Source organism: Olivibacter sp. EAT-5, from assembly GCF_044784325.1.
GTDB lineage: Bacteria > Bacteroidota > Bacteroidia > Sphingobacteriales > Sphingobacteriaceae > Olivibacter > Olivibacter oleidegradans.
Map to the genome: position 1 here is coordinate 2,150,610 of NZ_CP173028.1, position 14,195 is coordinate 2,164,804.

Annotated in this window: 12 protein-coding genes and 1 tRNA gene; 8 read left to right on the plus strand and 5 right to left on the minus strand. The window is 41.1% G+C overall.

Annotated features, from left to right (window positions below; translation table 11 throughout):
• Window positions 1–4: 4 nt before the first annotated feature.
• Entirely contained in the window at window positions 5–544 is a 540-nt protein-coding gene (locus tag ACH11B_RS08785) for a TetR/AcrR family transcriptional regulator (RefSeq protein ID WP_377613268.1), read from the minus strand.
• A gap of 200 nt (window positions 545–744) precedes the next feature.
• Window positions 745–1,362, minus strand: coding sequence for a TetR/AcrR family transcriptional regulator (locus tag ACH11B_RS08790; RefSeq protein ID WP_149105178.1), 618 nt, complete (start codon window positions 1,360–1,362; stop codon window positions 745–747).
• Between the two features lie 215 nt (window positions 1,363–1,577).
• Between ACH11B_RS08790 and murB the strand changes: the two genes are divergently transcribed.
• The 3 genes from murB (at window position 1,578) to ACH11B_RS08805 (ending at window position 4,438) form a co-directional block, all read left to right on the plus strand.
• A complete protein-coding gene (murB, locus tag ACH11B_RS08795; protein WP_377613269.1) occupies window positions 1,578–2,597 on the plus strand; it encodes a UDP-N-acetylmuramate dehydrogenase in 1,020 nt (339 codons plus the stop codon).
• A gap of 174 nt (window positions 2,598–2,771) precedes the next feature.
• Window positions 2,772–3,314 carry a sigma-70 family RNA polymerase sigma factor gene (locus ACH11B_RS08800; RefSeq protein WP_335312431.1) on the plus strand — a complete coding sequence of 181 codons (543 nt, stop codon included), beginning with the start codon at window positions 2,772–2,774 and terminating at the stop codon, window positions 3,312–3,314.
• An 893-nt stretch (window positions 3,315–4,207) separates the two neighbouring features.
• Entirely contained in the window at window positions 4,208–4,438 is a 231-nt protein-coding gene (locus ACH11B_RS08805) for a cytochrome b5 domain-containing protein (protein WP_130854410.1), read from the plus strand.
• Between the two features lie 79 nt (window positions 4,439–4,517).
• On the opposite strand, the gene ACH11B_RS08810 is transcribed toward ACH11B_RS08805, so the two are convergent.
• Both ACH11B_RS08810 and ACH11B_RS08815 read right to left on the minus strand, forming a co-directional pair.
• A complete protein-coding gene (locus ACH11B_RS08810; RefSeq protein WP_013664989.1) occupies window positions 4,518–5,432 on the minus strand; it encodes a PfkB family carbohydrate kinase in 915 nt (304 codons plus the stop codon).
• Between the two features lie 54 nt (window positions 5,433–5,486).
• Window positions 5,487–5,560, minus strand: a tRNA-Asn gene (locus ACH11B_RS08815).
• Between the two features lie 541 nt (window positions 5,561–6,101).
• Here ACH11B_RS08815 and ACH11B_RS08820 point away from each other — a divergent pair.
• A complete protein-coding gene (locus tag ACH11B_RS08820) occupies window positions 6,102–7,397 on the plus strand; it encodes an NAD(P)/FAD-dependent oxidoreductase (protein ID WP_013664990.1) in 1,296 nt (431 codons plus the stop codon).
• A gap of 71 nt (window positions 7,398–7,468) precedes the next feature.
• On the opposite strand, the gene ACH11B_RS08825 is transcribed toward ACH11B_RS08820, so the two are convergent.
• The gene (locus ACH11B_RS08825) at window positions 7,469–8,935 is read right to left on the minus strand and encodes a glycine--tRNA ligase (RefSeq protein ID WP_130854408.1); all 1,467 of its coding nucleotides are present in this window, start codon (window positions 8,933–8,935) and stop codon (window positions 7,469–7,471) included.
• A 338-nt stretch (window positions 8,936–9,273) separates the two neighbouring features.
• Here ACH11B_RS08825 and ACH11B_RS08830 point away from each other — a divergent pair, with 338 nt between their 5' ends.
• The 4 genes from ACH11B_RS08830 (at window position 9,274) to gldG (ending at window position 14,153) form a co-directional block, all read left to right on the plus strand.
• Window positions 9,274–10,200: a glycerophosphodiester phosphodiesterase family protein gene (locus tag ACH11B_RS08830; RefSeq protein WP_041387212.1), complete on the plus strand. Its 927-nt coding sequence runs from the start codon at window positions 9,274–9,276 to the stop codon at window positions 10,198–10,200.
• Between the two features lie 20 nt (window positions 10,201–10,220).
• Window positions 10,221–10,928, plus strand: a complete 708-nt coding sequence (locus ACH11B_RS08835) for an ABC transporter ATP-binding protein (protein WP_013664993.1) — start codon at window positions 10,221–10,223, stop codon at window positions 10,926–10,928.
• A gap of 99 nt (window positions 10,929–11,027) precedes the next feature.
• Window positions 11,028–11,615, plus strand: a complete 588-nt coding sequence (locus ACH11B_RS08840; RefSeq protein WP_289554091.1) for a hypothetical protein — start codon at window positions 11,028–11,030, stop codon at window positions 11,613–11,615.
• 132 nt (window positions 11,616–11,747) lie between these two features.
• Complete coding sequence (gldG, locus tag ACH11B_RS08845) at window positions 11,748–14,153, plus strand: gliding motility-associated ABC transporter substrate-binding protein GldG (RefSeq protein WP_377613270.1); 2,406 nt, start codon at window positions 11,748–11,750, stop codon at window positions 14,151–14,153.
• Window positions 14,154–14,195 lie beyond the last annotated feature (42 nt).

A 14,195-nucleotide genomic window follows, 5' to 3' on the forward strand; every position in this document is an offset into this window, starting at 1 on the left:
AATGTCAATTTGTTATCATTTTGTGCCTTAGTCCATTTACAAATATCGCAGAGGCAATTTTCTGTTTTTCAAAGATTTCGCTGAAGATCGAAATTTCGGGAATGTCCTTGTTCGTAACTTTTGCTATGGAAACCATCGAGATACCTTTTAAGACGGTGAAATATATTTGAGACGTTTTTTCAATATCAAATGTTACAAGCTCGCCCGTTCCGATCGCTTTCGTAAATGCCAGACTGATCGCCGTTAATTCTTTGGTTTCAGCATAACGGCCTAATGCGTTTAACTCATCGATATTTAAGTTACTGTCGGCATAGCCCATGGTAACATGGAGTAAGTAATGCTTTTCAAAAAAGTTCTTCTTGATCCTTAAAAAGCCGGTCAAGGTATCCAGGATTTGATTCGACTCTTGAATAATACGGTGGTAGGCTTCCATCCCTTCTTCAATTAGATGTTTAATAACATCTACTACCAATGCGGATTTGTCCGGAAAATAATAATAGAGGTTAGCTTTTGATACGGAGATGTCCTCAGCAATTTCGTTCATGGTAGTTTTGTTAATACCGAAATGAGAAAATCTTCTTAAAGCCGCCTCAATGATGTGTTGCCTTTTTACTTCTATGTCCACGTTGACTTACTTACTTTTTAACTATTTTACTTTTTGACTTTTTATCTGTATTGGTCAAAAATAAAGCGCAAAAAGTTACGCATCAAAAAAAACAGATTAAATAATGCAATATGACTTTTCTATGACGTTTTTTGAAATCGCAAGCCGTTCAGAAAAATAACGGCTAACTTTTTTTGCATTTTTGATATTTCATCAAATTCCTCTTTGGTCGGAATAAACATGACTTTTTTGTCTTTCAGTACACAGAATCGCATGCCGATCATGGCATTCAAAAATATTTCTGCAGTTTGTACCGGATCATCAACACGGATTTCGTCTCGCTGATTGGCTTTTTTAAAAATTTCTGCCAAAATCTTGATCTCTAAATTGCTTACAAGTTGCATAACTCGCGCTAGCTCATCGGGCATTTCCATGAGTGAATTAAGACCCTGGTCAAATAAATTATAATACTTCATTGTGAAGGCCAGCCGCATGTCGATCAGGTGCAATACCGCATCCTCACTTTCATCGATGTCTTTTAAACCCTGTTGGATTTTAGAGAACATTTTTTTTGCAATGTTTTCTAATACAGCGGCATATAAACTTATTTTATCGGGAAAGTAATAGTAGAGGAGCGCTTTGGAGAGGGATAGGTCTTTAGCGATTTCGGTCATGGTGGTTTTGGCAATGCCGAAATGTGCAAAACGTTTGGTAGCTGCTTCTATAATAAGCGTCCGCTTTTTATCGTGGTTATCCATTCGTGTCTTGTGTTCTGGAATACTGATGAATTAATTAGCTTATATTTGAACGATGCAAATAATAGCGCCTACCGGGGGCTAAGCTATTAATTGTATTCAACAAGTATCATATAAATATACGCAAAAATTGAAAAATTGAAAGAAAAAGTCAATAAACTAAAATTCTCCTTTGGTTCTAAAAACAGTTAAGCATCATTTAGTGACAAGATTTAAGAATGAATATAGTAAAACAAGTCTCATTAAAGACGTATAATACCTTCGGTGTGGACGTAAAAGCCGAGCAATTGGTACATATTGAGCACGAAAAGGATCTAACGCAATTGTATGATACAGGCGCGCTGCATCGCGATAAGCTCTTATTCATCGGCGGAGGCAGCAATATGTTGTTCGTCCGGGATTACGATGGATTGATAGTCCATATGGCGATAAAAGGCATTAAGCATCGCGAACGGGCCGGGGCTGTCGAGGTTCAGGCCGCAGGCGGCGAGGTTTGGCATCATTTGGTGCGCTATTGTGTCGACAGAGGTTTTGGAGGAATTGAAAATCTCAGTCTTATTCCGGGAACGGTTGGGGCCGCACCTGTTCAAAATATAGGAGCCTACGGTGTCGAGCTGCAAGATGTGTTTCTAAGTTGTCGTGCTTTTGAATTGGCCACCGGTACTTTTAAAACCTTTTATAAGGAAGATTGCCAATTCGGTTATCGAGAAAGTATATTTAAAGGTGCGTTGAAAGGAAAATATATTATTACAGAAGTAAACCTTTTATTGTCGAAGCAGTCTAAACTCAATACAACATATGGGGCAATTAATGAAGAACTAAATAGACGGGGGATTGCGCAACCGACTATCAAAGAGATTTCGGAGGTAGTATCTTCCATTAGGCAGAGCAAGTTACCGGATCCAAGTACAATCGGAAATGCAGGATCCTTTTTTAAGAATCCTGTTGTATCTGAGGACACTTTTAGGACCTTAGTGTCTGATTTTGTAGACATTGTTTACTATCCTTTTGGATTGAATCAATATAAGCTTGCCGCGGGTTGGCTTATTGAACAATGTGGATGGAAAGGAAAGGTAGTGGGAAATGTTGGTACTTGGAAAAATCAAGCTTTAGTGCTTGTTAACCACGGAAACGCCACAGGTTTAGAGATTTATAAGCTGTCCGAAACCATTATTGAAAGTGTGAAAAAGCGTTTCGGTGTTTGCCTAGAGCGAGAAGTAAACGTCATTGGGGTTTAAGTAAAAATTAACTATTCATTAAAAATTATTTTCTTTTGAAACTTTGTCATTGTTTTGGCGAGATAGTTGTATTGATATAGTCGTTAAGGTATTATAAATAATTAAGCTATTTAAAATGCGATTGTATTAAACTCGGTAACAAGGAAAGCCTTGTTTCCACAAACCCTAAACAGTATGACAAAGCTAGAATTTAACACCATGGTAACCCAGCAGTCGGACTCGTTGAAAATGTATGCATTACACTTTACCCATGATGACGAGGACGCAAATGATTTAGTTCAGGATACTGTGCTCAAGGCAATTACTTATTATGAGAAGTTCAAAGAAGGCACTAATTTGAAAGGTTGGCTGTACACTATTATGAAGAATACCTTCATTAATAATTACCGCCGATTTGTAAAAATCAGCACCTTTGTTACGAAGTCTGACGAAATTTCTTCAGCCAATTTAGCCTATAGTGCGACTGGTAATAATGGAGAAAATAAGTTCGTAATGGATGACATCAAACATGCCATGACCAATCTTTCCGATGATTATTATGTCCCCTTTACGATGTATTTTGAAGGGTATAAATATCATGAGATTGCAGACCACCTAGATATACCTATCGGTACGGTGAAAACCCGGATACACGTAGCTCGTAAAACATTGAAAAAGTCGTTAAAGCCTTATCAATCAAGAGATAAGTCGCACGCCTACGCTGCTGCGATTATTTAGAAAAACATTTTTTAGCCACATGTGTAAAGGGGAAGCCGAGTTCTTTTTAATGTGGTTTCCCCTTTGTTTTTGGAAGCGTGTTTCTTTCTAGTTAAAATTTCCCCCTTTATGCTACCGCTTAATTGTTTTAGCTTTTGCGGCGTGGTTGGTTATTAGTTGCCCGTTTAGTTATTGGTTACTCGTTATTTGTTATTGGTTGTGCCTGCTGGTAGGCAGGGGTTGTCCGGTTACCGGATGTGCGTAATGAAATCACACGGGGCTCTAGCGCGCAGGGAACAACGACCTCATGAAACTGAGCGTCAAAAAGATTTAGGATTATTTTTAGCTACTTTGAGGCACCAAAGTAGCCAAACCGAGGAGTTTACGACGAGCTCATAAAGGCATCTTAAATCAAACACCCCTTTATAACTGCTCGGCTTGTCTATTCCGTTGCAACCCGTTGTCCGATGCCCATCCGTGAATCGGAGCCACCCTTTCGCACAAAGATCCCACCCTTCGTTCGTCGATTCACTTAATCCGATAAGCTTCGCTCGATATCCAGTGAAGGGGCATCCGGAGCTGCCGGTTGCTGCCTTCACAGACTAGGCCACAGACGCACTTCGGAACGGCCGTGCTTACACGGGGCTTTCGAGCGGAGAAACTGTGGCCTCATGAAATTGAGCATCAAAAAGATTTAGGATAGCCGCGGGTAAAAAATCATGTGAAGAAGCGAAGGGTGGCCTAGCGTGCGGGAGCGGCTCCGCAGGATTGAGCTTTGGGCCTAAATCTTTAGCGAAAGTACATGCAGCCTTGACTGTTTGGTTCTTTATGGTCAAGCATAAAGAACATAATAAAATATCACGGGATGATACCAAAGTAATATTATGCGTATTTTTGAATTCGAAAATACCTTTATGCAAACATATAGCAAAGCGCAGCTTGCCAAACGAAATGGACAGGATAGGGATGAAATTTGGATAGCTTTCAAAGGCAAGATTTACGATGTGACAGACAGTCGTTTGTGGCGAAACGGAACCCATTATGAACATTGGGCGGGTCAGGATTTGACGGAAGAGTTGACAGCTGCCCCACACACGGCCCTGGTCTTTGAGCGTTTTGAGGTAGTTGGAATGCTCGAGGATTGATAACCGTTGAGAATCCGAAAATTATCGCCTATACTGAAACCTTGAGCTAGCTACTCAGTAGGTAGTTTCTATCCTTATATTAAATAATAAAAGAAGTAAGGGTGCTGAATGTTTGAACCCGTTCGTGAATCTCCTGTGCACTGAGCGATTCGATCCGTTCGGTCCCGAACTTTTCTACGCAAAAGGAAGCTAATGCAGAACCGTAAATCACGGCAGCTTTCATGCTTTCAAAATTAATAAAACCCTTATTGGCTAAATAACCAATAAATCCACCTGCGAAGGTGTCGCCGGCACCGGTTGGATCAAAAACTTCTGCTAACGGGAGGGCCGGAGCAGCGAATATGCTGTTTTCGCCAAATAAAAGAGCGCCATGTTCACCTTTTTTAATAATCAAATATTTTGGTCCCATATTCAAAATGAGTTCAGCAGCTTTGACTAATGAATATTGACCGGATAGCTGACGGGCCTCTTCGTCGTTTATCGTTAACACATCCACTTGACGAAGTACTTTTTTCAGGTCGTCAAGCGCAATGTTCATCCAGAAGTTCATGGTGTCCATAACCACGAGCTTGGGCCGCCTTGTCAACCGTTCAAGCGCGGTGAGTTGAACCTGTGGACTTAAATTGCCTAATAGGATGTATTCGGCCATTTGGTAACTGCTCGGTATGATGGGGTCAAAGTCGCCTAAAACATTCAGCTCCGTAACAAGGGTATCACGTGTATTCATGTCGTTATGGTACTTTCCCGACCAGAAGAATGACTTTTCTCCCGCTTTGATCTGGATCCCTGAAATATCAATATGTTTATCAGTGAATTTTTCAAGGTTGCCCTGGCCAAAATCTTCACCAACTACACTGATTATCTTAACATCATCGTAAAGATAGGAAGCTGCCAGCGCTGCATAACTGGCAGCACCGCCGACAATTTTATCAGTTTTACCAAAAGGAGTTTCCAGGGCATCGAAAGCCACGGACCCGAGGATGATCAAGCTCATACTATTGTTTGTAACCTATGTAAACAAAAAAACCCCGTAAACTTACGGGGTTTGCTCCTGAAGCTGGGCTCGAACCAGCGACCCTCTGATTAACAGTCAGATGCTCTAACCAGCTGAGCTATTCAGGAGTGCTTTCTGGCTATTGCGGCCCACAAATATTGTCCTTTTGTGAACTGCGATGCAAATATAGGGTAATGTTTTAAATTGTCAAACGATTTTTTTGTTTTTTGTGCTTCTTATAGCGAATTGATCAATTAGAAGGCTCATTTTCAGAAGGAAAAAAATAGCACTTTTCCAAATCATTATGTCGAGAAGAGTGCACTGGATGAAGGGCAGGGGCCAAGACATCGATATGTGGCCAATCCGTACCGATCCTTCCATTACACTTCGTTGCGGTCGAGATCACGGACTGCCACGATAGTGGAATATGTGTCACTCGAAACAATACAAAAGGCCAATTGTTAGCTTAAAACAATGGATTTTGTCCATCAAGTATTTGCGCGGAATATCGTTTTATTTTCTTAGTGTTTGTTGTACACTATTGTTGAAATTTAATGCTATATTTGTCCGTGTATTTTTGACGATAAAAAAGGTAGATAATTTTGCGTAGCATCTTAAAAATTGTCACTTTTGCGCATCGTTTAAGAATCGGCATTTAAAATTAATATTATGAATATTGTAATCGTTGGCGGTGGTTTTGCTGGGATGAATTTGGCCAAGCAATTGTCAAAGGACGGCAGCCTGAACATTACATTGATAGATAAAAATAACTATCATTTCTTTCCTCCCCTAATTTATCAGGTAGCGACTGCTTTTATTGAAACATCGATTATTACTTATCCGTTTCGAAAAATGTTCAGTAGTGCGCGCAACTTTCGATTTCATTATGGAGGATTGGAATATATTGACACCCAAAACCAGGTGGTGACCACTACGTCAGGCAAAGTGTCTTATGACTACTTGGTGTTGGCGATGGGAACCGAAACTAACTATTTCGGTATGGCCAACGTAGAGAAGCATGCCGTACCGATGAAAACAATTGACGACGCGATCAATCTTCGTAATCACATTTTGCGCAATGGCGAGCGTGCTGCCCAAGAACATGATGATGAAGAACGTGAGAAGTTTTCAACAATCGTTATTTCAGGAGGCGGTCCAACCGGGGTTGAATTGGCGGGTATGTTAGCTTATATGAATAAGAAAATTTTGGCGAAAGAGTACCCTGAATTTTCTCCGAATGGCAAAATGCGGATTGTATTAGTTGATATGGCGCCAACGTTATTAGGACCGATGAGTAAGAAGTCACAACAAGAAGCTTTAGATGTGCTGCGCGATATGGGTGTGGAAGTAAAGTTGAACACCGGTGTAAAAGACTACGTAGACGGAAAGGTGTTGTTCGCTGACGGAACAAGTATCGCTACCGATACATTGATCTGGTCATCAGGTGTCATTGCAAAAGAAGCACCTGGTTTACCGAAAGAGGCGATTGGCCGTGGTAGAAGAATTTTGGTGGACGAATATAACCGGGTAAAAGGCTTGGATAACGTGTTCGCTATCGGAGATATCTGTTTGCAAACAACGGATAGTGCGTTCCCTAATGGGCACCCGCAATTGGCGCAAGTTGCTATTCAACAGGGAAAACTGCTCGCAGAAAACCTTGTTAATATGGTTGAAAAGCGGCCCTTGAAGGCATTTAAATACAATGATAAAGGCAGCATGGCGATTATCACCAAGAATAAAGCAGTAGTAGATTTGCCTAAATTTACATTCACCGGTTGGTTTGCCTGGTTAACTTGGTTGTTTATTCACATTATACCGATTGCCGGATTCCGCAATAAAATAAAGCTGGTAACCGGCTGGTTCTGGTCGTTCTTAACAAATAATCCAAGTTTACGTCTAATTATTCGGCCTATTGATCAGCACAAAAGTACCGAAGAAGCCATGGTAGAAGAAGTTAAAAAATAAATTTTCTTCTTATAAAAAAAGCGTCCGTTTCAGCACTGAAACGGACGCTTTTTTTATGAACGCCTATTATATTATAGCAAACTTTGTAGCAAAGGTTTCCATCCAACAATACCGTCCAATAACTTTTCAAGGTCTTTGATGGCTACACGCTCTTGTTCCATGCTGTCGCGATGCCGAATAGTAACAGTATCATCTTGCAGACTTTGATGATCTACCGTAATACAGATTGGTGTACCAATCGCATCTTGCCGACGATAGCGTTTGCCGATCGCATCTTTCTCCTCGTAAATAATATTATAGTCGATTTTGAGTAAATCCATTACCTCCCTCGCTTTTTCAGGCAAGCCATCTTTTTTTGTCAAAGGAAATACCGCCGCTTTAATAGGGGCAAGCGCGGGATGAAGATGTAATACAGAGCGGGAATCCTGCTTTTCATCTGTGCTCAAATCTTCCTCTTCATAAGCGTTACAAAGGATGGTTAAGAACATACGATCCAAACCAATGGAAGTTTCAATAACATAAGGAACGTAATTCTGGTTAATCTCCGGATCAAAATATTGCAGTTTCTTTCCCGAAAAAGTTTGATGTTGACTTAAATCAAAGTCGGTCCGGGAATGAATGCCTTCCACTTCTTTGAAACCGAACGGGAATTCATATTCAATATCAACTGCGGCATTGGCATAATGTGCTAATTTTACATGGTCATGATAACGGTATTTCGAAGGATTCGGCTTTAAAGCTAAATGCCACTTTAAACGTGTTTCCTTCCATTGGTTATACCACTCAAGTTCGGTGCCCGGGCGAACGAAAAATTGCATTTCCATTTGCTCAAATTCACGCATACGCATGATAAACTGGCGGGCAATTACTTCATTTCGGAAGGCTTTTCCGATTTGAGCGATACCAAAAGGAATCTTCATCCTACCGGTTTTCTGTACATTCAGAAAATTGACGAAAATACCTTGCGCGGTTTCCGGGCGAAGATACACCTCCTCAGACCCATCGGCCATAGCACCCATTTGCGTACTGAACATTAAATTAAACTGACGGACCTCGGTCCAATTTTTCGTTCCCGAAACGGGGCAGGCAATCTCATGTTCTTCAATGATGGATTTTAGTCGGCCTAAATCATCGCTGTTTAAGGCAGCATCTAGATCGGCTTGGAGTTTCGCCGCTTTATCGGTTTTACCATCCTTTTCATACCGTGCTATTTTATCTTCAATTAGCTGATCTGCCCGGTAACGTTTTTTTGAATCTTTGTTATCAATCATCGGATCGTTAAAACCATCAACATGGCCGGAAGCTTTCCATATTTTAGGATGCATAAAAATAGCCGAATCTATCCCTACAATATTCTCATTTAACTGCACCATAGCCTTCCACCAATAGGTTTTAATATTGTTTTTCAACTCAGCCCCTAATTGGCCGTAATCGTACACGGCACTTAAACCATCGTAGATTTCACTGGAAGGGAATACAAAACCATATTCCTTTGCATGTGATATAACATTTTTAAAAAGTTCGTCGTTAGTCTTCATTCTTACCTTTTTATATAAGCGTCGAAACGAGCTGTTAAAGCGACAGCTCTTATTTCTTTTGAAATAAATTTAAACGGATTTTAACAGGTTGAGCTATCGTTCTCTTGTCGTTTTCCATAGCAGAGACAAACCTATACAAAATTCTTTTATTTTTCGCTATAAATTAAATTCCTATCCGGGAAATCGCTTTAATTCCTTTAAGCCCTTCAGATAGGAAACACTTTTTTGTTTTATAAGAATATGGCGTTCATATTATAAGAAAAGAAAGCGAAGTGTTGTTTTACAAGGTGTTTGTCAATAGCTTTGTAGGATCAAATCGAGCAGCATCACAAAATTTCATGAAGCGGTTATATTTAAGTTTATTATGGTTACTGAGCATCGGTATAAGCGCTTGCTCATTAACGGAGGCGACAGGCAACGGTTACAGTGAAGCTTCTAAAATAGCACTTTCTTCAGTTGAGGACTTGTATAGGTTTATGACCTATAGTGATCGACGTGTACCCCTTGTTAGTGCACACCGCGGTGGGCCCGAGCCGGGATATCCTGAAAATGCCATTGAAACATTTCAACATAGTGCTAATAAACAACCGCTAATCATCGAATGTGATATTGCGTTAACGAAAGACTCCGTTTTGGTGATGATGCACGATGATAAACTAGATCGTACAACGACGGGCAAGGGGTTGCTTAGCAATCATACCTTGGCCGAACTTAAGGCACTAAAATTAAAAGACAATGAAGGTAAGGTTACATCCTTTAAAATTCCTACACTGGATGATGTGTTGAAGTGGGGAAAGGGAAAAGTAATCTTTACGTTGGATATAAAAAGAGGCGTGCCGATGGATTTGGTAGTGGACGCTGTCAAGCGTCATCAGGCGGCCTCTTACTCCGTTATCATCACCTACAATGCCACCCAAGCGGCTCAGGTACATCAACTGGCTCCTGATTTGATGATATCGGCCAGTATCCGAAAGATGGATGATTTGTTGCGATTGAACGATTACGGTATTCCCGATAACAGATTGCTCGCCTTTGTAGGCGTCAGTGAGCCCGAGCCATCCTTATATAAGCGGTTGCATGAGCACGGGATTATGTGTATATTAGGAACTATGGGCAACTTGGATAAACGGGCAGAAAGTCGGGGTGATGGCCTTTACTATCAACTTATAGAACGAGGTGCCGATATTTTATCCACCGATCGGCATAATGAAGCAGGCGTGCAACTGGCAAAATACCGTAAAGATCATCAGATTCGGGCTTATTGATAACTGAAAATTTAGTTGCTATGTTGCTAGCGGTCAAGAACCTCACCAAAACATTTGGAAATCAAGTAGCCGTCAATGATATCTCCTTCGGTATCGAGGAAGCAAAGGTCGTTGGATTTTTAGGTCCCAATGGGGCCGGGAAATCGACTACAATGAAAATGATTACCGGATTTATCAGGCCTTCTACAGGAAGTGTAAGCATTCACGGGATCGATGTGCAGGAAAAAGAATATGAAGCAAAACGTTTACTAGGCTATCTGCCGGAAAATAACCCTTTATATGGAAGTATGTATGTTCGCGAGAGCTTGCAATATACCGGGAAGCTATATCGCTTACCTAACTTATCTAAACGTATAGAAGAAGTTATTGATATGGTAGGTTTAGGAGACGAGCAGCAGAAAAAAATCAAACAGTTGTCGAAGGGATATAAGCAGCGTTTGGGGATTGCGCAAACCTTATTGCATAATCCACCCGTGTTAATTTTGGATGAGCCGACGGCGGGGTTGGATCCAAACCAATTGCATGAAATCAGAAATTTGATCCGTTTATTGGGGCAGGAAAAGGTTGTAGTCTTATCCACACACATAATGCAGGAAGTAGAGGCCATTTGCCAAGAGGTAATTTTTATTAATAAAGGAAAGCTAGTAGGAAACTTTTCAATTGAAAAAAGGCCTGAGATGTTCGAAAACAAGAACTTAGAGCAAGTGTTTTACGATTTGACCAAATAATATTTTTAAAGCGAACAGTTTTCAAAAAAACATTATGGCATGTTTTATGTTAATTACCTAGTAACAATTAACAAATTAGATAATTAACAATTGAAAACTATGAAGCGTGTATTTTTATTCTCTGCATTAGTATTAGGAAGTTTCCTAGGGTTAAAAGCCCAAAACGTGGACGTAAACAAGCCACAGATGTCTGAAAGTGTAGGTATGGTTCCTATACAGAAAGGTAACTGGATGGTTGGCGGAAGCTTAGGATCCATGGGCTATAGTTTTGAAGGCGAATCTTTCAATGTCAATATTAACCCACGAGCCGGTTATTTTGTTTCTGACGGTATTGCTATCGGCTTGGCTTTAAACGGCGGTTATGGATCTGTTAAAGACGACGAGGATAATTGGACTTACGGTATAGCTCCTTTTGTCCGCTATTTCTTTCCAGAGGGATCATCTGCAACCGGGCGTTTCTTTGGTCAGGGAGAAGTAGGTATTGCAGGGGCTAATAAAGGAAGTGATGTAACCTTTGCTGCCGGAGTTGGTTTGGGCTATGCGCACTTTATTACGAGAAGTGTTGCATTGGAAGCAGTTGTAGGGTATAATTATTCAAAGGCCAACAATGCGAGTGCTCAGGCACAAAATGGTTTAGGGTTTAATTTGGGTTTCCAAATTTATCTTCCCGGACAAGGTAACCGATAAAAAGCACTTAACATGAACAAGAAGAGGAGGCTCCAAACCACGGGCTTCCTCTTTTTTGTTTTTAATTTCGACCACATTCCCATTTTTAGCGCTTTTTTGTAACTTCGAGACCTACAAATAAATCGTGAATCCGTGTTCAGCATTCTGATAAAAGACGTTTCTACTTTTTTTCATTCACTCGTTGGCTATTTAACCATTGCACTTTTTTTAGTGGTATCAGGTCTCTTTCTTTGGGTCTTTCCCGAAACGAGCGTTCCGGAATATGGATATGCCACCCTAACCGGTTTTTTTTCTATAGCTCCCTATATCTTTATGTTTCTGATCCCCGCCATTACCATGCGGGCTATTGCAGGAGAGCGGGAAGAGGGTACCTACGAATGGTTGATGACAAAGCCCATAAGTTATTGGCAGCTCATCCTCGCTAAATATGCAAGCTGTTTACTTATTGTCACTATGGCCATTTTACCAACCGGTGTTTATTATATAAGCATTTATTATTTAGGTGCTCCGGTTGGCAATATCGATACCGGGGCCGTTATTGGTTCCTATATCGGACTCTTCTTGCTGGGAGCTGCATTTTGCGCGATTGGAATCTTTATCTCAGCCGTTTGCACCAACGCGGTAGTCGCCTTTTTGCTAAGCGCCTTTTTGTGTTTCACCCTCTTTATCGGGTTTGATTATTTATCCACTTTGTTTGTCGATAGCGCCCTCTCGGAAGCCTTTACCTATTTAGGCATACTCACTCATTACGATTCGGTTAGTCGTGGGGTACTCGATCTGCGCGATTTTTGCTTTTTTATAAGTTTCAGCGCCCTATTTCTCTTACTGACCTATCTCTTTATCGAAAGAGGCAGAAAAACAGTTTGGGGGCAGCTGAAGGGAATCATTTTACTACTTGTTGTCTTGTTGGGTGTCAATTTTCTTGCCAATTATAATTTTTTCAGGCTAGATTTTACCAGCGAAAAAAGGTATACGCTATCAGAGGTTTCCAAAGATGTGTTGCGGTCATTAACGGACGACCTTCGCGTAGTTGTCTTTTTAGAGGGCGAATTACCTGCCGGATTCCAACGGCTAAAAGGAGCTACTAAAGACATGTTGGCCGATCTAAAAGCCTATGCAGGAGGGCAAATCAAATATACTTTTATCAACCCGTTGAGCGAAAGCGGCGGACAAGAACAATCGTATGTAGAGGCTTTGGCTGCACGTGGTATAGAGCCTACCAATCTCAGTGTCAAAACAAGCGAGGGGTTGTCGCAGAAAACGATTTTCCCCGTAGCGGTATTGATGTATGGTGATGAGGAACTACCGGTGCAGCTTTTGCAGAATAATCGATTTATTAATCCCGAAGATGTATTGAATAATTCTGTTCAGAATCTGGAGTACACGTTCATCAATGGTATTAAGAAAATAACTTCCGGTGGAAAGCCGATAGTCGCTTTCACTGAAGGGCATGGTGAGCTGAACGATCTACAGGTTTATGATGCAATGCATAGTTTGGGAATCACCTATCAGGTGGGCCGGTTAAATTTAGATTCGATTTCTTTCGAAACGTTAAAACAGATCAAGGTGATGGTGGTAGCCAAGCCACAAAAGGCTTTTTCCGAGCTTCATAAATTTAAAATCGACTATTTTGTGCAACATGGTGGCAAGGTCTTGTGGGCCGTTAATCAGACGCAGGTCGAATTGGACAGTATGCGGAACTCAGGCAATCAAGTGGCAGTAGCCCGGTCGCTCAATTTAGATGACATGCTCTTCAAATACGGTGTGCGGCTGAACTATAATTTGATAGCTGATCTCAATTGCGCACAGATTCCGCTTCGGGTTGGTGAAGTAGGAGGGGCCGATCAATTTCAGCTTGTTCCCTGGTTGTTTTATCCTATTTTGGTGCCGAAGGCTACCCATCCGATTATAAAGAATATTGATGGCATACGTAGTGAATTTTCGGGAACGGTTGACACATTGCCGGCCGCCAATATCAAGAAAGAGATTATCCTGCGTTCGTCTCCCTTTAGTAAGGCGCTTAATGTACCGACGCTAATTTCGCTCGATATGGTTTCACAAAATCCGAAGCCGGAAGATTTTAGGAGTACCGGCTATCCTGTGGGCGTGGTACTGGAAGGAGCGTTTCCTTCAGTGTTTAAAAACAGACCCGTTCCCGAACCGCTTGTTGATACATTCAGCTATCGGCAGCAAAGCCCGCAATTGTCCGGTAAGATGATTGTGTTGTCTGACGGTAACATACTTAAAAATGAGATCAATCAACAAGAACGTATGCCCTATAGCTTAGGTTGGGACCGCGCTACACAACAGCAGTATGGCAATAAGACCTTGCTGCTGAATATGGTTGATTATTTAAATGATGAAAGCGGAATTATTGCCTTACGTGAAAAAGAAGTGAAACTTCGTTTGTTGGATAAGTTGCTCATCAAGAATGATAAACTTTTTTGGCAAATACTCAATGTAGGAGGACCGCTATTGCTGCTATTTCTTTTTGGCCTATTACAGCACTGGATACGGAAGCGGAAATACGCCCATTAAATGGAGCGGTGTTTCCGCTTTCCTAAATCAGAGCTGCTTCCG

What these genes read in the sequence shown, in the direction of transcription:
- ACH11B_RS08830 (WP_041387212.1), top strand. Translation starts at nt 9,274, where the DNA reads ATGAAGCGGTTATATTTAAGTTTATTATGGTTACTGAGCATCGGTATA.
- ACH11B_RS08825 (WP_130854408.1), bottom strand. Translation starts at nt 8,935, where the DNA reads ATGAAGACTAACGACGAACTTTTTAAAAATGTTATATCACATGCAAAG.
- ACH11B_RS08805 (WP_130854410.1), top strand. Translation starts at nt 4,208, where the DNA reads ATGCAAACATATAGCAAAGCGCAGCTTGCCAAACGAAATGGACAGGAT.
- ACH11B_RS08840 (WP_289554091.1), top strand. Translation starts at nt 11,028, where the DNA reads ATGAAGCGTGTATTTTTATTCTCTGCATTAGTATTAGGAAGTTTCCTA.
- ACH11B_RS08785 (WP_377613268.1), bottom strand. Translation starts at nt 544, where the DNA reads ATGAACGAAATTGCTGAGGACATCTCCGTATCAAAAGCTAACCTCTAT.
- ACH11B_RS08800 (WP_335312431.1), top strand. Translation starts at nt 2,772, where the DNA reads ATGACAAAGCTAGAATTTAACACCATGGTAACCCAGCAGTCGGACTCG.
- ACH11B_RS08790 (WP_149105178.1), bottom strand. Translation starts at nt 1,362, where the DNA reads ATGGATAACCACGATAAAAAGCGGACGCTTATTATAGAAGCAGCTACC.
- murB (WP_377613269.1), top strand. Translation starts at nt 1,578, where the DNA reads ATGAATATAGTAAAACAAGTCTCATTAAAGACGTATAATACCTTCGGT.
- ACH11B_RS08835 (WP_013664993.1), top strand. Translation starts at nt 10,221, where the DNA reads ATGTTGCTAGCGGTCAAGAACCTCACCAAAACATTTGGAAATCAAGTA.
- ACH11B_RS08820 (WP_013664990.1), top strand. Translation starts at nt 6,102, where the DNA reads ATGAATATTGTAATCGTTGGCGGTGGTTTTGCTGGGATGAATTTGGCC.
- ACH11B_RS08810 (WP_013664989.1), bottom strand. Translation starts at nt 5,432, where the DNA reads ATGAGCTTGATCATCCTCGGGTCCGTGGCTTTCGATGCCCTGGAAACT.